The 23,168-nt window shown below is 71.2% G+C and carries 16 protein-coding genes; 15 read left to right on the plus strand and 1 reads right to left on the minus strand.

The window, feature by feature from the left end; genetic code table 11:
- Positions 1 to 36 precede the first annotated feature (36 nt).
- The 15 genes from prcA (at position 37) to BLS97_RS18420 (ending at position 22,153) form a co-directional block, all read left to right on the plus strand.
- On the plus strand, positions 37 to 927 hold the full coding sequence (gene prcA / locus BLS97_RS18345) for a proteasome subunit alpha (RefSeq protein WP_090478752.1): 891 nt from the start codon (positions 37 to 39) through the stop codon (positions 925 to 927).
- A gap of 84 nt (positions 928 to 1,011) precedes the next feature.
- The gene (locus BLS97_RS18350) at positions 1,012 to 2,436 is read left to right on the plus strand and encodes a S8 family peptidase (RefSeq protein ID WP_157695516.1); all 1,425 of its coding nucleotides are present in this window, start codon (positions 1,012 to 1,014) and stop codon (positions 2,434 to 2,436) included.
- 108 nt (positions 2,437 to 2,544) lie between these two features.
- On the plus strand, positions 2,545 to 4,152 hold the full coding sequence (locus tag BLS97_RS18355) for a S8 family serine peptidase (protein ID WP_157695517.1): 1,608 nt from the start codon (positions 2,545 to 2,547) through the stop codon (positions 4,150 to 4,152).
- Positions 4,152 to 4,850: an RNA polymerase sigma factor gene (locus tag BLS97_RS18360; RefSeq protein WP_090478761.1), complete on the plus strand. Its 699-nt coding sequence runs from the start codon at positions 4,152 to 4,154 to the stop codon at positions 4,848 to 4,850. Before BLS97_RS18355 ends, BLS97_RS18360 begins: the two co-directional genes overlap by 1 nt.
- Positions 4,847 to 5,347 carry a carboxypeptidase regulatory-like domain-containing protein gene (locus BLS97_RS18365; protein WP_157695518.1) on the plus strand — a complete coding sequence of 167 codons (501 nt, stop codon included), beginning with the start codon at positions 4,847 to 4,849 and terminating at the stop codon, positions 5,345 to 5,347. Before BLS97_RS18360 ends, BLS97_RS18365 begins: the two co-directional genes overlap by 4 nt.
- Before the next feature lie 10 nt (positions 5,348 to 5,357).
- Positions 5,358 to 7,946: a CHAT domain-containing protein gene (locus tag BLS97_RS18370; protein WP_157695519.1), complete on the plus strand. Its 2,589-nt coding sequence runs from the start codon at positions 5,358 to 5,360 to the stop codon at positions 7,944 to 7,946.
- Positions 7,947 to 8,073: 127 nt separating this feature from the next.
- The gene (locus BLS97_RS18375; protein ID WP_090478771.1) at positions 8,074 to 10,656 is read left to right on the plus strand and encodes a CHAT domain-containing protein; all 2,583 of its coding nucleotides are present in this window, start codon (positions 8,074 to 8,076) and stop codon (positions 10,654 to 10,656) included.
- A 172-nt stretch (positions 10,657 to 10,828) separates the two neighbouring features.
- Entirely contained in the window at positions 10,829 to 12,265 is a 1,437-nt protein-coding gene (locus tag BLS97_RS18380; protein WP_090478774.1) for a hemolysin family protein, read from the plus strand.
- On the plus strand, positions 12,262 to 13,461 hold the full coding sequence (locus tag BLS97_RS18385) for a hemolysin family protein (RefSeq protein WP_090478777.1): 1,200 nt from the start codon (positions 12,262 to 12,264) through the stop codon (positions 13,459 to 13,461). The genes BLS97_RS18380 and BLS97_RS18385 overlap by 4 nt, the downstream gene beginning before the upstream one ends.
- Before the next feature lie 10 nt (positions 13,462 to 13,471).
- Positions 13,472 to 14,830 (plus strand): Pup--protein ligase, encoded by a 1,359-nt coding sequence (pafA, locus tag BLS97_RS18390; RefSeq protein WP_090478780.1) that lies wholly within the window; start codon positions 13,472 to 13,474, stop codon positions 14,828 to 14,830.
- 73 nt (positions 14,831 to 14,903) lie between these two features.
- On the plus strand, positions 14,904 to 15,974 hold the full coding sequence (locus BLS97_RS18395; RefSeq protein WP_090478783.1) for a helix-turn-helix transcriptional regulator: 1,071 nt from the start codon (positions 14,904 to 14,906) through the stop codon (positions 15,972 to 15,974).
- Complete coding sequence (locus BLS97_RS18400) at positions 15,971 to 16,951, plus strand: helix-turn-helix transcriptional regulator (protein ID WP_090478786.1); 981 nt, start codon at positions 15,971 to 15,973, stop codon at positions 16,949 to 16,951. The genes BLS97_RS18395 and BLS97_RS18400 overlap by 4 nt, the downstream gene beginning before the upstream one ends.
- A 165-nt stretch (positions 16,952 to 17,116) precedes the next feature.
- Positions 17,117 to 18,103: a twin-arginine translocase subunit TatC gene (tatC, locus tag BLS97_RS18410; RefSeq protein ID WP_231988185.1), complete on the plus strand. Its 987-nt coding sequence runs from the start codon at positions 17,117 to 17,119 to the stop codon at positions 18,101 to 18,103.
- Positions 18,104 to 18,189: 86 nt separating this feature from the next.
- Complete coding sequence (locus tag BLS97_RS18415; protein ID WP_090482602.1) at positions 18,190 to 21,006, plus strand: DEAD/DEAH box helicase; 2,817 nt, start codon at positions 18,190 to 18,192, stop codon at positions 21,004 to 21,006.
- Positions 21,007 to 21,187: 181 nt separating this feature from the next.
- The gene (locus BLS97_RS18420; RefSeq protein WP_090478794.1) at positions 21,188 to 22,153 is read left to right on the plus strand and encodes a DUF4333 domain-containing protein; all 966 of its coding nucleotides are present in this window, start codon (positions 21,188 to 21,190) and stop codon (positions 22,151 to 22,153) included.
- Between the two features lie 65 nt (positions 22,154 to 22,218).
- On the opposite strand, the gene BLS97_RS18425 is transcribed toward BLS97_RS18420, so the two are convergent.
- Positions 22,219 to 23,166 (minus strand): 5'-3' exonuclease, encoded by a 948-nt coding sequence (locus BLS97_RS18425; protein ID WP_090482606.1) that lies wholly within the window; start codon positions 23,164 to 23,166, stop codon positions 22,219 to 22,221.
- Positions 23,167 to 23,168 lie beyond the last annotated feature (2 nt).

Here is a 23,168-nt window from a genome sequence, read left to right on the forward strand (position 1 = left end):
CTCGCGAACCGATCGACACCCAGGAGTCCCAGCACCGTGACGATGCCCGTCTATGCCTCACCCGAACAGTTCATGCGGGACCGGTCCGAATATGCCCGCAAGGGCATCGGCCGGGGCCGCAGTGTCGTCGTCACCACCTACTCGGCGGGTGTGCTGTTCGTGGCCGAGAACCACTCGCCCACGTTGCACAAGGTCAGCGAGATCTACGACCGCATCGGTCTGGCCGCGGTCGGCCGTTACAACGAGTTCGAGAACCTGCGGACGGCCGGGATCCGGTTGGCCGACGTGCGCGGCTACTCCTACGACCGTCGCGACGTCACCGCGCGCTGGCTGGCCAACGCCTACGCCCAGACGCTGGGCTCGATCTTCTCCGAACACCAGAAGCCCTACGAGGTCGAACTGTGCGTGGCCGAAGTGGCCCGTTCGGTCGGGGAACCGGTTCCGGCGCCGGGGGAGACCCGTCTGGGCGCCCCCGGGCAGCGAGACCAGCTGTACCGCATCTCCTTCGACGGCTCGATCATGGAGGAGACCCGGTACGTCGTCATGGGCGGCGTGACCGAGCCGGTCGCGTCGGCCATGGAGAAGTCCTTCCGGGCCGGGTGGGACCTGCCGACCGCCTTGGCCGCCGCGGTCAGCGCACTCGGCGCGGGCGGTGAGGGGGCCCCACGGAAGCTCGAATCGGGCCAGCTCGAGGTGGCTGTACTGGATCGCACGGTCCCCGAACGGACCTTTCGTCGTCTGGACCGGGACCTGCTCGACCAGCTGCTGACCCCGCCGTCGGCCGAGCCGGCCGCGACACCCGCCGAACCGACGGAACCGGCGGAATCGGCCGAGCCCGTTGGACCGGCGGAAGCCGCGGACGCGGCCCCGGCCGACACCGCGCCCGAACCCGGACCGCCGGCCGACGAGCAACAGCCGGACCACTAGCCGGGTATCAGGGACCCGGCGGCTCGGCTCCTGCAGCCACCGGACGACTCTCCGCCCGTGTTCCGCCGACCGCAAGGACAGATGGTGACCAGTCCGGGACCCCGCCCCCACGCCGGACGTCGGTCCGCGTTGGACCGCTGGCACGGCAGCATCACCGAGCCCGGAAGCACCCCGACCGGAGAATGGCCCCAGGCCGCGACGGCCTACCGAAGCACCGGACTGGTGCTGCACGCACCGGACGACGAAGCGGGCGAACGTATCCGCCGGGCCGTGACCGAGGTGGCCGCCCGCCGGGACTGGGTGGTGTCGGCCGGACGCTCCGGTGTCTCGCTGGCCCCAGCCGAGTCCTCGGTCGGCCCGATCGATTCCCGGGAGGTGGTGGCCGAACTTCGTCGTCACGTCGATCCCCAGGTCGCCGCGGGCGTCGGCCTGGATCACCTGATGACGACGGCGGAACAGTTCGGCGGCAACCCGTTTGCCATCGGTCACGGTCGGACGGGCCTGGATCGATACGGCGACTCCGGGTACGCCGGGCGCGGGCCGGTCAACTTCGTCGTCCCGACGCCGCGGCCGGGGAGTCCGGAACGTGCGCCCCGAGTGGTGGTGCTGGACACCGGGCTCGGTGACCACCCGTGGTTCACCGCGTATCCGGCCAAGACGGTGGTCACCATGAACGACGGCCGGACGATCGGGCCCGAGATCGACCCGGCGTCCATCAAGGGCATCGACGCCGACGGCACCGGAGCGGTCGCGAATGCACTGCTCGGCACCTTGGCCAGTCATTCTGGCCACGGCACGTTCATCGCCGGGCTCATTCGTCAGGCCTGCCCCGAGGCCGACATCGTCGCCCTGGCCGTGATGGGCGCGGACGGCATCGTCGCCGAATCGACGCTGACCGATGCCCTGACCCTGCTGGCCGACCGGCAGCGGGAGGAGCCTGGCTGGGCCGACGCGCTGGTGCTGTCCCTCGGCTACTACGCCGAGACGGCCGATGATCTCGCCTACAACACGGCACTGAAGCGGATCCTGGTCGAGCTGGGCCGGCTGGGCGTCGCGGTGTTCTGTGCCGCCGGAAACGATGCCACGGACCGACCGTCCTACCCCGCGGCGTTCGCGGTCGACGAGGACTTCGCCGCTCCGGACGTGGTGCCGCTGGTCTCGGTCGCGGCCTTGAATCCGGACGGATCCGTGGCCCTGTTCTCCAACGACGGGCCATGGGTGACCGCCGAGGCGCTCGGCGTCAATCTCGTCTCGACCGCTCCGGTGACCAGCGATGGCTCGGCCCGAGCGGGGGTGCACGTTCGCGGGCCCCAGGGGCGTCCGCGCGGCGGCGTGGACCCGGATGCCTTCGGGAACGGATTCGCCTCCTGGAGTGGCACCTCGTTCGCGGCGCCCGTCCTGGCCGGCCAGTATCTCCGCACCCTGGCCGAGGCCGGATTTCCACCGATCGCCGAGCGTGCGCGGCTGGTCCCGATCGGCCGGGGTGTCCGGCGGACGCACGTCAGGTAGTTTCTGCCGGAACAGCATGTATCAGACCGGTGACGGTCCGCTCCTAGTCGTCGAATGCCGCCCGGTGCGGCGTCACCTGCAGCTGCGCAACCGCTACGGAGGCACCTTGTGACCGACCCGGCCGCCACGCCCGGATCGTCCGCCCCGAATGATCCGTTCGCCCGGTACGAGGCCAGAGTCCTCGATCCGGCCACCGCCGTCCGGCTTCCGGGCGGGGCCGCCCCGACCGTCACGGTCTACCGGGGCGACACCCTGCTGGTCAACGGCGCCGATCGGGCCACGGTCACGGCTCGCATCGACGCCGTGGCCGCACTGGCCACGGACCTGGGTCTCCGCCGGTCCGGGCCGGATCCGTTCGTCGAGATCGACCGCGACGGATCATCGGTGGACGTGTCGGCCCACAATCGATTCGCCCGTCTGCTGGGCCTGGCCGAGCAGACCGGAACCCCGCTCGTCGTGCCCGTCCGGTTCGAATCCTCGGCCGACGGTCCCGCCCCCGCGATCGACGTCTGGCCGCTGCTCCAGGCGGTCAGGGCCGCCGGCGATGCCGAGTTGGTGGGGTTCGTCGGGCTCGATCACCTGATGTTCGCGGCGGCGTCGATCTCGGGGAACCCGTACACGCGGGGCATGTCCCTGATCGGAGGCGACCCGTACACCAGGGGGATGGCGGCGATCGGCGGGAATCCGTACACCAGGGGCATGTCGTCCGGTGTCGACCAGTACCTGCAGGGCGGTTCCGGCGGCCACGGCCCGGTGAGCGTTGTACTGGCGCCGCCGCAGCCGGCACCCGGCTCGTGCCGGCCGCAGGTGGTGGTGATGGACACCGGCGCCGGGGAGCATCCGTGGTTCGACGCCTATCCGGTGCAACGCCGGTTGACCCTCGACAACGGCGACCCGATCGGGCTGGACGTCGATGACCCGGTGGTCGGCGCCACCGATCCCGAGGGCGCTGGGGCGGTGGCCGATCCGCTGACCGGGTTGTTGAACACCCACACCGGCCACGGCACCTTCATCGCGGGTCTGCTCCGGCAGAGTTGCCCGGACGCCGAGATCACCGCCGTGCGGATCATGGGCGGCGACGGGGTGGTCGCCGAGGACGAATTGACCCAAGCGCTGACGGCACTCGGCGTTCGCCTGGCCCAGCACCCCGGGAGTGTCGACGCGCTGGTGCTCTCGCTCGGCTACTACGTCGAGACGACCGACGACCTCACGTTCACGGCCGGTCTGAAGGACCTGTTGGTCACCCTGGCCGCTCGCGGGGTGGTCACCTTCGCCGCCGCCGGCAACGACTGCACCGATCGCCGGTCATACCCCGCCGCGTTCTCCGACCACCCCGAATTCACCCATGACGGAGCCCTGCCCCTGCTGTCGGTGGCCGCGCTGAACCCCGACCGATCGGTCGCATTGTTCTCCAACGATGGATGCTGGGTGAACGGCGAAGCGCCCGGGGCCAACGTGGTCAGTACCGCACCGGTGCACCTGGCCGGCGCATGGGCCGCCGACACCGGTCTGATCGGTCCGAACGGGGAGCGTCGTGGAACGATAGACCCGGATCAGTTCAGCAGTGGGTTCGCGACCTGGAGCGGTACCAGTTTCGCCGCGCCGGTGCTGGCCGGTGAGTTCCTGGCCGGTCTCGTCCGGCACGGGTGCCCGAAGGATGTGGCCGACCGGCGGAAGCTTGTTCCGGCCCGGTCGGTCGAGCGATCGGAGCAGTGATGACGACCGAAGCGAGTGAGTTGGTGGCGGGTTCGGACAAACCAACGGGCGATGCGCGGCTGGACAGCCAGACGGGCGGGGCCGACGCGGTCGCGCCGGCCCCGGTGCCGGCGCAGCGCACCGCCACCAGCAACCCGCGGGATCTCGGGGATCTGGTGACCCAGGCGGCCCTGGCCTTCCAGGACTACCGCCTCGGTGTTCCCGGTGGCATCGACCGTCTGGTGCGATTGGTCAGTCCGCTGCTCTGGCACACCGCGCGTCAGTGTGGCCTGTCCACCGCCGAGGCCGAGGACAGTGTCCAGCAGACCTTCCTGGCCCTGGTCCGGCGCGGTGAATCGATCTCCGACCCGTTGGCCGTCGTGCGCTGGCTCACCGTGACGCTCCGCCGGCAGGCCTGGCGGGATCGGGCACTGGTCGCTCAGCGCTCGGGGACCGAACCCACCGACGAGGATCTGCCCAGCGCCGAATCGGCCGAGCAGTCGGCCGTGCTGTCGGACGAGCAGCGTCGGCTGTGGGCCCACGTGTCGGCCCTGCCGGAACGCTGCCGACGGCTGTTGGCCGTCATCGCGTTCGCGCCGCGGCCGGACTACGCCGCGATCGCCCACGACATGGGCATGCCCGTTGGATCCATCGGCCCGACCCGCGGCCGCTGCCTGGACAAGCTCCGCACTCGGTTGCAGGGGGAGGAATGGTCATGAACGACACCGCACACGGCGATCCGATGGATCAGCGTGACCTGGACATCCTGGGGGACCTGGTGGACATCTACGACACGCTCGACCCGATGCCGGCCGTGCTCCCGGATCTGATCCTGTTCGGGCTGCAGATCGGCGATCTCGATGCGGAAGTGGCTCGCCTGGTCGACTCCGAACTCATCCTCGCCGGGGCGGCCGGAACCCGCTCGGTGGAGCACGCCAAACGCGTCACGTTCTCCAGCGAGAACCTGACCGTCATGATCTCGGTGCAGAGCCAGCCCGGACATGCGTTGCGACTCGACGGATGGGCCGCGCCCGGCGGCGGTCTGCACGCCGAACTCCGCACGGGCGGGCAGACCCTGACCGCCGAGTGCGACGAGACCGGTCGCTTCGTCTTCGAGTCCGTTCCATCGGGCTCGGTGCAGTTGGTGCTGCACCCGACCGACGCCTCCGACCCGGCGATCCGGATCCCGGTGGTCACGCCCGCCCTGCACCTGTGAAACTGGGTGGGTGACCGCCCGCTCGATTCAGCGTCGACCGTCCGACCTGGTGGCGACGGTCGAGACCCTGCTCGGTCGGGCCAGGGCCGAAGGTGACGCCGGGAGGCCGGCGCGCGCGCTCGCCCTCTGCGATCGTGCTCTCGCCGTCCTGTCGGCCGACCGGAACGGATCGGCCGAGCTGAACCGATCGGCCGACCGGGCCGCCCTCGCCGCCCGGATCCTGATCACGTCGGCGTACCAACACTCCGGTCTCGGGGATCTGGCCCGGGCCATGTCCGCGCTGGCGCAGGCCGAGTCCACCGACCCGACGCAGCGACCTGCGATCGACGGCACCCGGGCCATGGTGCTGATGCGGGCGGGCGAAGACGCGGCGGCACTGGCCGCCTTCGACCAGGCGGTCCCGGGTCTGCGGGAAGCCGATCCCCGGTTGCTGTCCACGGCCCTGCTGAACCGCGGGTGGCTGCATATGAACGCGGGTCGGCTGGCCGAAGCAGAGGCCGACACCGCCGAAGCCCGGGCGGCCGCCCACGCGGCCGGCGATGCCTGGGGCGTCCACATGGCGGCGCACAACCTGGGGTACATCCAGTTCCTCTCGGGCGACCTGCCGGGCGCGCTGGCGTCGATGGACGCGGCCCAGAGGGCGCTCGAGGACCCTCCGATCGGGATGCCCGCTCTTGACCGGGCTCGGGTGCTGCTGGCCGCGGGACTGGTCACCGAGGCCGCCGAATTCGGCGACATCGCCGTGCGCGACTTCGACCGCAACAAGGCCCTCAGCGAACTGCCGGATGCGTTGATCGTCGCCGCCGAGACCGATCTGCTGCAAGGGGAATGGCAGCGTGCCCAGACCCGGGCCCGGCAGGCCAGGCGACTGAACGCCAAGCGCGGCAACCCCAATGCCGCCCTGCTGGCCGAGTTGACCGAACTGAAGGCCGCTGCGGCCGCCCGGTCCGGCCGCCCGAACTCGGCCACCACGGCCAAGGCCGCCGCGCGCCGTGCGGCGCAGTTGGCGACCGCTCTGGCCGACGCCGGGCTGCCGGCCGACGCGGCCGTCGCGCACCTGCTGTCCGCCCAGGCGCTGCTGGACGCCGGTGATCCGGACGGTGCGTTGGACGCCGCGACGGCAGCCGGTCCGGTCGCCCGGGACGTCCCGCTCGGCACCCGTCTGCACATCCGGTTGGTCTCCGCGGAGCTCGAGCTGCGACGTCGGCGCCAGCCACAGGGTCTGGAGCACGTTCGCCGGGGACTGGACGACCTGGCCGACTTCCAGAGCCGGTTCGGATCACAGGATATGCAGTCCGGCGCGGCCATCCACGGCGCCGCCCTGGCCCGCCTCGGCCTGCGCACCGCGCTGTCCGGCGGTTCGCCGGCGGCGATCCTGCAATGGCTCGAACGATCGCGGGCCGTCAGCACCCGGCTTCCGGCCGTGCATCCGCCGGCCGATCGTGAACTGGCCGAGACACTGGGACAACTCCGGCTGGCCACCATCGAGGCCCGGACGGCGGCGGTCGCCGGGCACCGGGACCCCGTCCTGGAGCGGCGGGTGGCCGATCTTCGCCGTCACGTCCGGACCCGGTCCTGGACGGTCAGCGGATCGGGCACCGCCCAGCGCCCGCTGACGCTGGCCGCCGTACAACGGCTGCTGGCCGCCGACCCGTCCGGGCCGACCGTGATCGCCTACCTGCACGGCGTGCAGGAAACCCACGCCCTGGTCATCACCGGTCGCGGGGCCTCCCACCACCGGCTCGGGGACTGGCCGCACCTCCATGGCCTGATCCGCCGGGTCGCGGCCGACCTCGACCTCCTGGCGGCGCCGCGCATACCGAAACCGGTTCTCACCGTCGGCCGGCAGTCGCTGCAGACCGCACTGGCCCACCTGGACGCCGAACTCCTGGACGTGGTCCGGACGGGAATGACCGACGGGCCGGTGATCGTGGCCGCGGTGGGGCCGATGGCGACACTGCCGTGGGGCTTGCTGCCTTCCCTGGTCGGACGACCGGTGTCGGTGAGTTCGTCGGTGACGGCGGCCATGGCCGACGTCGGCCGGCCGGGCCGGGCCCATCTGCGCGGGGTCCTGGCCGTCGCCGGTCCCGACGTGCCCGGTGGCGGCGCCGAGGCGGCGGCCATCGCCGCCATGCATGCCGGTGCCGGTCTGCTGGTCGGGGCGCACGCGACCGGCGAAGCCGTGCTCGGGCAACTGCCCGACGGTGGGCTGCTGCACGTCGCCGCACACGGCCATCACGAGCCGGACAGCCCCTTGTTCTCTTCCATCCAACTGGCCGACGGCCCGCTCTACGGGTACGACATCGCTCCCAACCCGACCCGGCCCGACCACGTGGTCCTGTCCAGCTGTGACGTCGGCCGGAGCGACGACCGACCGGGCGGGGAGCCGCTCGGACTGGCCGCGGCCCTGCTGCGCAGCGGCGTGTCGACCGTGGTGGCCGGGGTCAGCCGGATCGCCGACGACGTGGCGGCGTCGACCATGATCGTGTATCACGAGCGCCTGCTGGCCGGCGATGGTCCGGCCGTTGCTCTGGCCACGGCGATCGCCACCGCGGACGGGGCCCCGGCCCCGATGAACTGCTTCGGTTCCGGCTCCTGAGCGGGGAACCAATTCGTCCGGCTGGGAGCGTGTTGGCGCGCAGCGCCGTTCGGCCTGCGTGGAGCCACGTGTCGGATCGCCGGTTGGGCCAGATGGGAGGGCTTGCGTCGTCTGTGACACTGGATGGGTGAATCCGGTCGTACCGCGCGGTTCGCTCCATCGGCATGAGCAGTCGGCGTTCTCCCTGTGGTCGCAGTCCCGGGCGGCCAGTGATGACGGTCAGTGGTCGCTCGGTCTCCGGTTGGCCCAGCGGGCGCTGCGTCGGCTCGACGAACACGAGGCGCCGGACCCGGTGCTGCGGTCCCGAATCCTGATCGCGTTGGCCTACAACAACTCCGAGCTGGGGCACACCGATCGGGCCCGGGAACTGCTCGACGCCGCCGCGACGGCCGACGCCGTACTGCCGGCGGTCCGGGTGGCCCGAGGTCTGATCATGGTCCGCACCGGTCGCCCGGATGCCGCGTTGGCCGATCTCGACGCGGCGGTGGCCCAGTTGCGTGTGTCCTCCACCCCGGAAGCGCTCGAGGATCTGGCCGGGGCGCTGATCAACCGCGGGCTGCTCCACATCGTGGCCGGCCGGCTGGCGCAGGCGGCCGCCGACACGGCCGCCGCCGGCGCTATCGCCCGCGAGCTCCATCGCGGCGACATCACGTTCATGGCCGACCACAATCTCGGCTTCGTGCGGTACCTGGCCGGCGACCTCCCGGCCGCATTGTCGGCGATGGAGGCGGCGGCCGCCGCGTGGCCGCGGGCCGCGCAGGACGGGGTGTCGCCGCTGGACCGGGCGCGCGTCCTGGCCGCCGCCGGGCTGATCGAAGCGGCCGGTGAGCACGTCGACCAGGCCCTGGGCTTCTTCCGGGCCAACCGGGCAACGGCCGACCTGGTGGATGCCTATTCGGTGCGCGCCGAACTGGACCTGCTGGCCGGCGATCCGGACGCGGCCTCGATCGCCGCCCGGCGGGCCGAGCAGACCGCGCGCCGGCGGGGCAACACCTCGGCCGCCCTGGCCGCCCGCACCCTGCGTCTCCAGGCGGTCCGGGCCAAACGCCGGCTCGAACGCCGGGAGCAACCGAACCGGGCCGGGTCGCTCCGACGGGCCCGCGCCGACGCTGCTGACGCCGCCCGGCTGGTGGCGGATCTGGACGCGGTCGGTCTGGTCGAGGAGGCCAAGACGGCGCGGCTATTGGCCGCGGAAGCGCTGTTGGACGCCGGGGAGGTAGCGCAGGCGGCGGCACTGGCCCAGGAGGTCCGTCGCCGGTCCGGCTCGCGGCTGGCCACCCGGTTGCACGGCCGGTTGCTCGACGGCCAGGTCGAACTGGCGATGGGCGACCGGCGGGCCGGACTGGCCCACATCCGCCGCGGCCTGGACGACCTGTCGCACTTCCAGGCCACCTTCGGCTCCCAGGACCTGCAGGCGGCAGCGGCGGTGCACGGTCGGGAACTGGCCCGTCTCGGTCTGCGGACCGCGGTCGAGACGGGCTCACCGGCGGCCATCTTCCAATGGCTGGAGCGGGCGCGCGGCGTGAGTTCCCGGCTCCGCGCGGTCCGTCCGCCGGCCGACCCGGAATTCGCCCGCGAGCTGGGGGAGTTCCGCGCCGGGTACCAGCAAGCCCGGCAAGCGGTGCTGACCGGCCGTCGCGACGCCGCGTTGGAGGCCAGGGTCCGACAACAGCGACGTCAGGTACAGACCCTGGCCTGGTCGGCGTCCGGCGGCGGGGACGTCCGTCGTCCGCTCACCCTGGCCGCGGTCCGGCGTCGCCTGGCCGCGGACCCGACGGACCCGACGGTCATCGCCTACATCCGGGGGGACGGGGTGCTGCACGCCCTGGTCATCACCGCACGACGAGCCACCTTTCGGCAGCTGGGCCGATTCGACGAGATCGCGCAGCAGACGCTTCGGGTCGGGGCCGACCTGGACCTGCTGGCAATGCCGCGGATACCCCAGCCCGTCCGCGATGTGGCCGGGCGCTCGCTGACCGGCGGTCTCGGGCGGTTGTCCGGCGCCTTGATCGGACCGATCGAGCAATTGATCGGCGCGGGCCCGGTGCTGATCACCGGGCTGGGCGTGCTGACCACGGTGCCGTGGGGGTTGTTGCCCAGCCTGGCCGGCCGGCCGGTGTCGGTGACGGCGTCGGTGACCGGCGCGATGGCCGGGCGTTCGCTCGGTGAACGTCGGGTGCTGACCGTGGCCGGACCCGAGGTGTCCAATGCGGCGGCGGAAGCCGAGCAGATCGCCGCGCTCTACCCGGATGCGTCGTCCTTGGTCGACGACAACGCCACCGGGGCTCGGATGCTCGCGGCCATTCCCGACGGGGGTGTGCTGCACATCGCGGCCCACGGGCACCACGAGGTGGAGTCTCCGCTGTTCTCGTGGGTGCAGCTGGCCGACGGACCGCTGTACGGCTACGACATCGCGCCGAACCCGTCCCTGCCCGATCACGTGGTGCTCTCCAGTTGCGATGTCGGACGCAGCGACGACGACCGGCCCGGTGGGGAACCGCTGGGGCTGGCGGCGGCGTTGTTGCGGAGCGGGGTCTCGACGGTGATCGCCGGGGTGAGCCGGATCGCCGACGACGTGGCCGCGCCGACCATGCTGGCCTACCACCGGCGGTTGATCGCCGGAGACGGCCCGGCGCGGGCCCTGGCCACCGCGATCGCCGACGTCGACGGCGGGTCCGTCGCTCTTACCTGCTTCGGGGTCGGCGCCTGAGCCGCGGCCCGACCCGACCGTCTCGGCCGCCGTCGCCGGGGCGTGCACGCGGGCCGGGCCGTCGTTGTCGGAGGCCGGTGCTCCGTGGCCCGCCCGGTATTCTGACCGGCAAGCCCATGGACACTCACATATCGAAGCCCGGTGACCGCTCTCGTCCGCGGGAGGGTCGGCGTTGATCACCCAGATCGTCCTGCTCGCGGTCGGCCTGCTGCTGATCGCCGGAACGGCCATCTACGTGGCCGCGGAGTTCAGCCTGGTCACGGTCGACCGGGCCACCGTCGCCCAACGGGCCTCGACCGGCGACTCGAAGGCGAAGTCACTGCTCGTCGGTCTCCGGTCCCTGTCCACCCAGCTCTCCGGCGCCCAGGTCGGGATCACTGTCACCACCCTGGCCCTCGGGTTCGTGATGGAACCGTCGCTGGCCCGCCTGATTGCAGATCCGTTGCGGGCCATCGGAATCGGGGCTGCGGCGGCGAACTCCATCGGGGTGGTGGCCGCTCTCGTCATCGCCACCGTGCTGTCCATGGTGTTCGGCGAACTGGTCCCCAAGAACCTGGCCATCGCCGAGCCGTTGGGCACCGCCCGATCCGTCATCACGCCGCTGCGGGTCTCCACGCTGATCTTCCGCCCGCTGATCTGGGCGCTCAACGGCATCGCCAACGGCGTCCTCCGGATCTTCTCCATCGAACCCCAGGAGGAGCTGCGGTCGGCCCGGTCGCCCGACGAGCTGCAGTCCCTGGTCCGCCGCTCCGCCGCGCAGGGGACGCTGCCGGGGGAGACGGCCGGCCTGCTGGCCCGATCGATCTCGTTCTCCGGCAAGACTGCGGCGGACGTGCTCACCCCGCGGCCCCGGGTGCGGTTCGTCAAGGCCACCGATCCGGTGGAGTCGGTGATCGAGGCGGCCGCCGAGACCGGCCACTCGCGGTTCCCGGTGTCGGGGGAGAACTCGGACGACGTCGTCGGCCTGGTCCACCTCAAACGGGCGGTCGCGGTCGCCCCGGACGATCGCGTCGGGGTGCGAGTGGAACAGGTGATGGTCGACGTGCCCGTCGTCCCGGCCACGCTGCCGCTGGACGACCTGCTCGACCTGTTGCGCGAGCAGGGTCTGCAGATGGCCGTGGTGGCCGACGAATACGGCGGGACGGCCGGGATCCTGACTCTCGAGGACGTGGTCGAGGAACTGGTCGGCGAGATCACCGACGAGCACGACATGGGCGACCGCCGGGCCATGCGGCAGCACGACGGCACCTGGCTGCTCCCGGGCGATCTGCGACCGGACCAGATCGCCGAGATCACCGGGGTGACGCTGCCCGAGTCCAGCGCCTACGAAACGGTGGCCGGCCTGGTCATCGCCCGGCTGGGCCGGATGCCCGAGAGCGCCGACACCGTGGAGGTGACGGCGACCGTGCTGGCCGATGTCTCGCTGGGCGTGCTGACCGCTCGCGTGCACGGGTCGGCCGACGACGTCCCGATTCCGGTCAACGCCCTGGACGACCTACCCCGGGTGGTCAAGGTCCGGCTGACCGTCGCGGCCCGGGGCCGTCGCCGGATCGAATCGGTGGTGCTGTCCGCCGTGGCCCAGGTCGACGACAAGGGCGAACTTCGATGAACGGGACCTGGGGCCTGATCGCCCTCGTCGTGTTCCTGTTGGCGCTGAGTGCCTTCTTCGTCGCGGCCGAGTTCTCGCTGATCTCGGCGCGGCGGACCGTCATCGAGCCACGGGCGGTGACCAGCGCTCGCGCGCGGGCCACCCTCAAGGCGATGGAGAACATCTCGGTGATGATGGCCTGCGCCCAGCTGGGCATCACCGTCTGTGGCGTGCTGCTCGGTGCGCTGGGTGAACCGGCCGTGGCCACCCTGCTGGAGCCTGTCTTCCACGCCATGGGGGTGCCCGCCTCGGCGCTGCACCCGGTGGCCCTGGTGGTCGCCCTGCTGTTGGTGGTGTCCGCGCACGTGGCTCTGGGCGAGATGGTCCCGAAGAACGTCGCGCTGGCCGGACCGGAGAACACCGCCATCCTGCTGGCCCCGCCGTTGCGGGCGATCGCCCTGTTCCTCGGCCCGATCGTCCGTGGGCTCAACCACGTGGCCAATGGCGTGGTCCGGATGCTCGGCCGGGAGCCAAGGGACGAGGTCGCCTCGGCCTTCACCCGGGACGAGGTCGCTGGTCTGGTCGCCGAATCCCGATCCGAAGGTCTGCTGGACCGCCAGGAACACGACCTGATCACCTCGGCCCTCGAGTTCGACACCGCGAAGGTGGACTCGGTGCTGCTGGCCGACGCCGACGTGGTGTCCGTGCAGACCGGCGTCACAGCGGCCGAGATCGAGCAGGCGTGCGCCCGGACCGGGTTCTCCCGATTCCCGGTTCGGGGCGACGACGGGAAGTTCGTCGGCTACGTGCACATCCGCGACGTCATCGACATCCCGCCGGAGCACCGCGACGAGCCGGTGCCGGCCGGACGCATCCGTCCCCTCCCGGTGGTCGTCACCGGAACCGACCTCCGGCTCGCCCTCGACCGGATGAGACGGCTCGGTGCCCACCTGGCCCAGGTGGCGGCACCGGTCCCGGTCACCGTGCCGGAGTCGACGGCCGACCCGGTCGCCGTGCTCGATGCCATCGCGGCGACCTCGGCCGGGCCGCCCGAGCAGCCGTTGCCGGAGGCGCGGCTGGGGTTGGTGACCCTGGAGGACGTGATCGAGGAGCTGATCGGAGAGGTCCGCGACAGCACTCGTCGGCGACCGCAGACATCCGGCCCGACCGTGCATCCGGCCCAGGACCCTTCCGGGACGCAACGTCCGGGGGCATAGGGTTCTTGCCATGCAGCGGCGGATCATGGGCATCGAAACCGAGTTCGGCATCACCTGTACCTTCCACGGGCAGCGTCGGCTCTCCCCGGACGAGGTGGCGCGGTACCTGTTCCGGCGGGTGGTTTCCTGGGGGCGGTCCTCGAACGTCTTCCTGCGCAACGGGTCGCGTCTGTACCTCGATGTCGGTTCCCACCCGGAGTACGCCACCGCCGAGTGCGACAACCTGCTCACCCTGATCGCGCACGACAAGGCCGGCGAGCGGATTCTCCAGGACCTGGTCGTCGACGCCGAGGCCCGGCTGGCCGAGGAGGGCATCGGCGGGGACATCTATCTGTTCAAGAACAACACCGACTCGGCCGGCAACTCCTACGGCTGCCACGAGAACTTCCTCATCGCGCGGGCCGGTGAGTTCTCCCGGATCGCCGACGGGCTGATCCCGTTCCTGGTCACCCGGCAGTTGATCGCCGGCGCCGGGAAGGTGCTCCAGTCCCCGCGGGGGGCGTCGTACTGCCTGTCCCAGCGGGCCGACCACATCTGGGAGGGGGTCTCCTCCGCCACCACCCGCTCCCGGCCGATCATCAACACCCGGGACGAACCGCACGCCGACGCCGAGCGTTACCGGCGGCTGCACGTCATCGTCGGCGACTCCAACATGAGCCAGACCACCACGTTCCTGAAGGTGGGCAGTGCGGCGCTGGTGCTGGAGATGATCGAGGCCGGGATCCCGTTGCGGGACTTCACGTTCGAGAATCCGATCAGGGCCATCCGGGAAATCTCGCACGACGTCACCGGCCGCCGGACGGTGCGGCTGGCCTCCGGGGCCGAGATCTCCGCGCTGGACGCGCAGATGGAGTACTACAGCAAGGCCGTTGACTTCGTCGCCACCCGCGGCACCGACCCCATCTCCGAGCGGGTGCTCGATCTGTGGGGCCGCACGCTCAAGGGCGTCGAGACCGGCGATCTGTCGGGGGTCGACACCGAGATCGATTGGGTGATCAAGAAGAAGCTCATCGACTCCTATGCCGCCCGGCACGGGATGGATCTCGCCGATCCGCGGATCGCGCAGATCGACCTGACGTACCACGACGTCCGGCCGGGTCGCGGGCTGCACTCGTTGCTGGTCAACAAGGGCCTGGCCGCCACCATCGTCACCGACGACGAGATCACCGCCGCGACGACCGTCGCCCCGCAGACCACCAGGGCGAAGTTGCGCGGCGAATTCGTGGCGGCGGCCCAGGACGCCGGCCGCGACTACACGGTCGACTGGGTCCACCTGAAGCTGAACGACCAGGCGCAACGGACCGTCCTGCTCAAGGACCCGTTCCGCAACACCGACGATCGGGTCACCAAACTGATCGAGTCGCTGTAGGCGGCTGCCTCCGGCACCCCGCAAACCGCCGAGATGACGAGCGGGCGGTGCAGGTTGTGGAAGGCTGGAGTACGTGGCGACGGCGAAAGCGGAACGACTGCTGAACCTGGTGATCGCCCTGGTGAACTCGCCTCGCTTCCGGACGGCGAACTGGATCAGGGACAAGGTCGCCGGGTACAGCGACGCGCCGACCGAGGAAGCCTTCTTCCGGACGTTCGAGCGCGACAAGACCGAACTGCGGGATCTGGGCATCCCGTTGCAGACGCCCGATGACGGGTCCGACGGTTACCGGATCCTGCCCGGCGAGTTCTCGCTCCCGCAGCTGTCGTTCACACCGGCCGAGACGGCCGCCCTCGGGCTCGCGGCCCGGCTCTGGGAGACGACGGCACTGGCCGGGCCGGGATCCAATGCCATCCGCAAGATCCGCGATGCGGCCCCAGGCGACCAGGACGACGATCATCAGAGCTCGGCCGCCGGTCTGCTGCAGCCGCGGGTGCGGACCGGTGATCCGTCGTTCGCCCCGCTCTACGCCGCGGTGCGGGCCGGACGGGCCGTCACCTTCGACTATCGCAAGGATCCGGCCGGTGCGCCGGTCGGCCGCAACGTCCAGCCGTGGGGACTCGTGTCGTACAAGGGCCGCTGGTACCTGGTCGGGTTCGACACCGACCGCAAGGCCCGCCGCACCTTCCGGCTGTCCCGGATCGCCGGGAGCGTCAAAGCGGTCGGCCGCGCCGGCGTCGCTTCCGCCCCGGCCGGCCTTGACCTCCTGTCCCTGGTCGCCGGGAGCGTCGAACTGCCGGCCGGTCGCACGACCACGCTTGTGATCAAGCCGGGCTCGGCCGCCGGACTGCGGCGTCGGGCCACGACGACCGCTGACGCGACGCCGTCGATCGACCTGGACCCGGCCGGTCGCCACGCCGGTTGGGACGTGGTGCAGATGCCGTTCGCCCATCTCTGGGACACGGCCCGGACGATTGCCGGCCAGGGTCCCGACGTGCTCGTGGTCGAACCGCCGGACCTGCGCGAGGCGGTGATCCGGCTGCTGGTCGGGGCGGCCGGCTCGGCCCCGGGAATGGACCCGGAGGCGATGCCGCGGTTCGAGCCGGAGGACGTGCGGCTCGACGTTCCGGAGGTGGCCTCGTGAGCGAGACGGCCACCGATCGTCTGGCCCGCGTGCTGGGCCTGGTTCCGTACATCTCCCGACGTCCCGGGGTCGCCCTGGCCGACCTGGCCGTTGAGTTCGGGGTGTCGACCGAGCAGATCAGCGCCGACCTCGATCTCTTGATGGTCTGTGGGTTGCCCGGCTACTACCCGGACGATCTGATCGACGTCGTGCTGGACGAGGAGGGCGGCACCGTCTCGATCGCTTTCGACGCCGGTATCGAACGGCCGGTGCGCCTGACCTCCGACGAGGCGGTCGCTCTGACCGTCGCGCTGCGCGCCTTCGCCGACCTGCCCGGCCTGGTCGATGCCGACGCCGTCTACTCAGCGCTGGCCAAGCTGGAGCAGGCCGGGGCGCAGACGGCCGACGCCGTCCGGGTGTCCGCGGCCGACGCGGCCCCGGCGCTGGGTGCGGTGCGGCAGGCGATCGACGAGTCGCGGCAGATCTGGATGCGGTACTACACCGCGTCCCGGGACGCGTTGACCGAACGGATCGTCGACCCCATCCGGCTGCTGGTCACCGACGGCCACTCCTACCTGGAGGGTTACTGCCATGCCGCCGATGCGGTGCGGCACTTCCGGGTGGACCGGATCGAGGAGATCCGGGTGCTCGACGAGCCGGCCCAGGGGCAGCTGTGGGTCGACTCCGACATTCCGGAGAAGATGTTCCACCCCGATCCGCAGATCCCACCGGTGACTCTGCGGCTGGAGCCGGCGGCGCGCTGGGTGGCCGAGTACTACCAGACCGAGGACGCCGTCGAGTTGCCGGTTGCCGGTCGCGGCCGGCAACCGGTTGACGGGCGGGACGGTGGCCTGCGGGTGCGGCTGCGCGGCGGAGGTGACGAGTGGCTGGTGCGATTGGTGCTCTCCCTGGGCGGATCCGCGGTCATCGAGGACCGCCCGGACCTGGCCGTTCAGGTGGCCGAGCGGGCGGCCCAGGCATTGGCCGCCTACCGCTGACCGTGCCGTTCGCCGACCTGGGCGGCCTGGCGTCCGCGCCCCGGCCGGCCGGCCGGATCGGCTCCGGCGCCGCCGACACCGGGCGCCCAACCCTGGCCGGATCCCCGGCCATGGCATCATCGAGGTCGGACCCGGTCGGTCCGATCGTCTTCCGAGGAGTTGTCCGTGCTGCTTCGCCGTAAGAAGGACGAGCCGAAGCCTGACGGCACGATGTCCTTGATGGAGCACCTGTACGAGCTCCGGAAGCGGCTGTTCTGGGCGGCCGTCGGCCTGTTCCTCGGGACCCTGGTCGGGTTCATCTGGTACACCGTCGCCATCCCGTCCCTGCACATCGCGAACCTCGGCGACATCCTCACCGGCCCTTACTGCAAGGTGCCGGCGGACAAGCGGCTCGCCGTCACCGGCCACGCGTGTGCCCTGCTGGCCACCGACGTTTTCAGCCCGCTGCAGATCCGGTTGAAGGCCGCGTTCATGGTCGGCGCCGTGCTGTCCTGCCCGGTCTGGCTGTACCAGCTGTGGGCGTTCGTCACTCCGGCCCTGTACGACAAGGAACGCAAGTTCGCCCGGATCTTCGTCTCGTTCGCGGCGGTCCTGTTCGCCGGCGGCGCCGTCCTGGCCTACTTCGTGATCAGCGAGGGCCTGACCGTGCTCCTCGGCTTCGCCGGCAGCGGCGTGGTCAGCGGCCTGGACCCATCGAAGTACTTCCAGTTCCTGATGGCCATGCTCATCATCTTCGGCGTCTCCTTCGAACTGCCGCTGATGTTGATCATGCTGAACATCATCGGCCTGATCAAGGGCGAGAAGCTGGCGAAGGCCCGGCGCTACTCGATCTTCGGCCTGGTGGTGTTCGCGGCCCTGGTGGTGCCCGGCAACGACCCGATCACCATGTCGGCGCTGGCCCTCTCGCTGGTCATCCTGTACGAGGTGGCGGTCCAGGTCACCAAGGTGCACGACAAACGCAAGGGCGCGCGACTGGCCGCCGAGGGGCTCGGTGACCTGTCGGACGACGAGGCGTCGCCCGATCCCACCACGGCCGGCGACCACGGAGGCACGGCCGCATCGCCTCCGGTGGAACGACCGGCTCCGGTCCCCGCGCCCACTCCGATCACGGTGAACGACCCGAGCGCCCCGGACTTCGGCGACGCGACGTGAGCGGGCAGCGCGGACCGGAACGGGCGCGACGATCGCAACCGGACGACCCGACCGGCGACGAGTTCCGGCGAAACGAGCCGGGAGGCGTGGTCGTCGAGCCCGCGCCCGACGACCATGACGAGGCGGAGTCGCCGGCCGAGCGTTACGCCCGATCCCGCGACCGCGCGAGACATCCATACCTGACCGACTTCGCGGCCGGCCGGCCGTTCCGCCTCGACCCGTTCCAGGTGGACTCCTGCCGCGCCCTGGAAGAGGGCCGCGGAGTGCTGGTCTGCGCCCCGACCGGCGCCGGCAAGACCGTGGTCGGCGAGTTCGCCGTCTACCGGGCCCTGGCCACCGGCGGCAAATGCTTCTACACCACCCCGATCAAGGCCCTGTCCAACCAGAAGTTCTCCGATCTGGTCGCCGAGTACGGCGCCGACCGGGTCGGTCTGCTGACCGGCGACACCTCCATCAACTCGCACGCGGACGTCGTGGTGATGACCACCGAGGTCCTCCGCAACATGCTCTATGCGGAATCACCCGACCTGGACGGGTTGACGGCCGTGGTGATGGACGAGATCCACTACCTGGCCGACAAGTTCCGCGGTGCCGTCTGGGAAGAGGTGATCCTGCACCTGCCGACCGCGGTCCAGGTGGTCGGCCTGTCGGCCACCGTGTCCAACGCCGAGGAGTTCGGCGCCTGGCTGCAGACCGTCCGCGGGCACACCACGGTGGTCGTCGACGAGCACCGTCCGGTGCCGCTGTGGCAGCACATGCTGGTCGGCCGCCGGTTGTACGACCTGTTCAGCACGTCCAGCGAGTCGTACGACCCGTCCCGCCCTGGAGCCCGGATCCGCATCGAACCCGCACTGGCCAGAGCCGTGTCGGACGCCGAAGCGCTGGCCGAACGGTTCGCCGGCGGCCGGAACCGGGACAACCGTGGCAACCGGGGCGGCCGGGCCGGATTCGGCGGAGCGCAGGGCGGTACGCGCTGGCGCCCGCCGTCCCGGGTCGACGTGATCGAACGGCTGGACGGGTCGGGGTTGCTGCCGGCCATCACGTTCATCTTCTCCCGCGCCGGTTGCGACGCCGCGGTGCAGCAGTGCGTCCGGTCCGGGATGCGCCTGACCAGCGAGAAGGAACGGGTCCAGATCCGCGCCATCGTCGACCGGCGGACGGCGGACCTGCCCGAGGCCGATCTGGCCGTCCTGGGTTACTGGGACTGGCGGGAGGCACTGGAACGCGGGATCGCGGCCCACCACGCCGGCATGCTGCCCGCGTTCAAGGAGACGGTGGAGGAACTGTTCGTGGCCGGGCTGGTCAAGGCCGTCTTCGCCACCGAGACCCTGGCCCTCGGCATCAACATGCCGGCCAAGACGGTCGTGCTGGAGAAACTGGTCAAGTACAACGGCGAGGGGCATGTCGACCTGACTCCGGGGGAGTACACCCAGCTCACCGGACGCGCCGGCCGGCGCGGGATCGACATCGAGGGCCACGCCGTCGTGCTCTGGTCACCCGGGATGGACCCCCACGTGGTCGGCGGGCTGGCCTCCAAACGGACCTATCCGCTGCGGTCCTCGTTCCGCCCGAGCTACAACATGGCGGTCAACCTCACCGATCGGATGGGCCGGGTGGCGGCCAAGGAACTGCTGGAGCAGTCCTTCGCCCAGTTCCAGGCCGACTCCGCCGTGGTCGGGCTGGTCCGGCAGGTCAAGCGGGACGATGAGGCGATCCGGTCGCACTTCAAGGCGATGACCTGTCACCTGGGCGACGTGGCCGAGTACCTGGACCTGCTGAACGAACTCAACGCGCACGAGAAGACCCAGGCCAAGGCGGGTGCGGCGCGCCGTCGCGACGCGACCACCAACGACCTGATGTCACTCAAGCGAGGCGACGTGATCGCCATTCCGTCCGGCCGACGCGCGGGTCTGGCCGTCGTCCTCGACCCCGGCGTCGGCGCCGACGACGTCGTGCGGCCTCTGGTCATCACCGCCGGACGGTGGGCCGGCCGGCTGACCGCGGCCGACTTCCGGGGGTCGGTCCCGCCGCTGGGCCGGATCAAGCTGGACAAGTTCGTCGACCACCGGTCGCCCGCAGTGCGGCGGGACGTCGCCTCGGCGATCGGTGCCGCCTCGACCGGCGGGCGCCTGTCCGCCGGGGACAACACGCCTCGTCCGCTCGGCGACGACATCGACCTGGTGGCCCTGCGGAAGGCGGTGCGGTCCCACCCGGTGCACGGATGCGCCGATCGGGACAACCATCTGCAGTGGGCGCGGCGATGGTTGCGGCTGCGCACCGAGAACGCCGCCCTGGAGTCGAGAGTGGCGGGTTCCCGGAACTCCCTCGGAGATGCCCTCGACCGGATTCTGGCGCTGCTCGACCGCCGGGGCTACGTCACGGGCGACGAGCTGACCGATGCCGGCCGGATGCTGTCGCGGATCTGGTCCGAGAGCGACCTGGTCGTCGCCGAGTGCCTGCAACGCGGCGTCTGGAACCATCTCGGGCCGGCCGACCTGGCCGCGGTGGTGTCGGTGTTGGTGTTCGAAGCGCGACGGGAAGGCGTTGGAGCGCCGCGACTTCCGGGGGGTGCCGCCTCCGACGCGGTGAGTGCGACCACCCGGATCTGGACCGAGATCAGTGCCGACGAGGCGGCGGCGGGGCTGCCCGCCACTCGCAACCCGGACGCCGGTTTCGCGGCGGCGGTCGGTGCCTGGGCGCGCGGCGAGACGCTGACCGACGCCCTCGAGGTGGCCAACGCCACCGGGACCGACATGTCGGCCGGAGACTTCGTCCGCTGGTGCCGACAGGTGATCGACCTGCTCGATCAGGTCAGGACGGTGGCCGATCCGCCCCTGGCCGGCACCGCCCGGGCCGCGCTGACCGCCCTGCGCCGGGGAGTGGTCGCCCTGGGTGCGGTGTGATGCCACGGCGGGTATCACCAAGCGCCTGACAGCGATCACGCCAGCCGGTACGTTCCTGATGTCATAGGGCGCACCAGATTTTTCGGCCGTTCGCGGCCCGGTCCATGTCAGCGGGCCTCGGCCGTGGTTGGATCACCGGTGTGACGTCGAGTTTGCGTGAACTGTTTACAGGAGGCAAGGCATGAGCTCGCCATACGGTCCGTCGGGCCAGCAGGATCCCGCGCAGGGCTGGCCGGGGTACGGGCAGCAGCCACCGGCGGGTCCGCCGGCGTCTCCGGACAGTGGCGCGCAGCCGGCGCAGTACGGGCAGCCGGGGTATCCGGCGCCGGGTGGCGCCCAGGGGAATGAGCAACCGCCGACCTACGGCCAACCGCCGAGCTACGGACAGCCGCCGACCTACGGCCAGCCGGCCTACGGGCAACCGCCCGCCGAGCCGACGCCGAACTACGGACAGCCTCAGACCTATGGCCAGCCCGCCTACGGGCAGCAGCCCGGCTACGGCCAGCCGACCGGAGCACCGAGTGGGGCTCAGCCGGCGTACGGGCAGCCGGCCGATTACGGCCAGCCCGCCCAGCCGGCGTACGGACAGCCCGGTAGCTACGGCAACGCCCCGACCTACGGTGCCCCGCCCTCGTACGACCAGCCGGGCTATGGCCAGCCGGCCGGTGCTCCGACCTACGGGGGGACTCAGGAGTACGGCCAGCCGGGGGCCTACGGCCAGCCGGGCGGCTTCGGACAACCGGCCGGGTACAACCAGCCGGGCGGCTTCGGCCAGCCCGGTGGGTACGGCCAGCCGAGCAGCTCCGCGCCGGCCAAGAAGTCGAACCGCGGTCTGATGATCGGCGTCGGCGCCGCGGTCGTGGTGCTGGCCATCGCCGCGGTCGTGCTGTTCCTGTACCCGGGTGTGCTGAACAAGAAGGTCTTCGACCACACGAAGGTCGAGGCTGACATCACCAAGATCCTGACGTCGGCTCCGCCGGCCGGATACGGCATGACCGGCGTCACCGGTGTGTCCTGCCCGTCCGACGTGAAGGTGACCGTTGGCGCCACGTTCACCTGCACGGCGACGATCAACGGCACCACGAAGTCGATCCAGAACACCATCCAGGACTCGAGCGGGAAGTACCAGGTCGGCGTCCCCAACTGACCCCGCGCCCGACCTCCGACGGCCCCACGCCAGACGGCGTGGGGCCGTTCGTCGTTCGGCGGTGTCTACGCCCGCCCGAGGGCGTCGATCAGCCGGGCCACCGGTGAATGGAGGCCGTATTGCTCGGCCAGCTCCACCAGCCGGTCTGGATCGACCGGGGTACCGGGCAGGCGCCCGTCACCGGACGGGGTGATCGTGACGCCGGCGTCGGTGGCCACCCGGACCACCTTCGGGGCCACCCGCAGGTAGGCCAGGGCCGGGGTGAGCTTGGCCCGCTGGGAGGGCGTCATCGACGACGAGGGGTCGACGAGCGCCGCGACCAGTGACTCGATGGAGCCGAATGAGTTGACGAGACCGGCGGCCGTCTTGTCGCCCACCCCGGGCACGCCCGGCAGCCCGTCGGAGGGGTCTCCGCGGAGCGCGGCGAAGTCGGGGTACCGCCCGGCCGGAATCCCGTGTTTGGCGGCCACGCCGGCGGTGTCGAGCACCTGCACCTTGCTCATGCCGGCCCCGATGTACCGCACCCGCACCGGAGTCGGTTCGTCACGGGCCAACTGGAACAGGTCCCGGTCGCCGGTGACGACTTCGACCGGGTCACGGCGTTCGCGGGCGGCCAGAGTGCCGATGACGTCGTCGGCCTCGAAACCGGGCGCCCCGGCGATGGCGATACCGACCGCGGACAGCACCTCGAGCAACACCGGGATCTGCGGAGCCAGCTCGTCCGGTACCTGCTCGACGGCGGTCCCACCGTCTAGCAGAGGTTGAGAGTTGTCCGATTCGGCCACTCGGTGGGTCTTGTAGGTGGGAATCAGCTCCACCCGCCAGGCCGGTCGCCAGTCCAGGTCGAGGCAGGCGACGACCCTGGTCGGTCGGCCGTCCAGGATCACCCGCCGCACGATGTCCAGGGTCCCCCGGATGGCGTTGACCGGACGCCCGTCCGGACCGACCGTCGATGCCGGCACCCCGTGGAACGCCCGGAAGTAGATGCCCGCCAAGTCCAACAGTTGCAGCATGT

Source organism: Nakamurella panacisegetis (genome assembly GCF_900104535.1).
Classification (GTDB): Bacteria; Actinomycetota; Actinomycetes; order Mycobacteriales; family Nakamurellaceae; genus Nakamurella; species Nakamurella panacisegetis.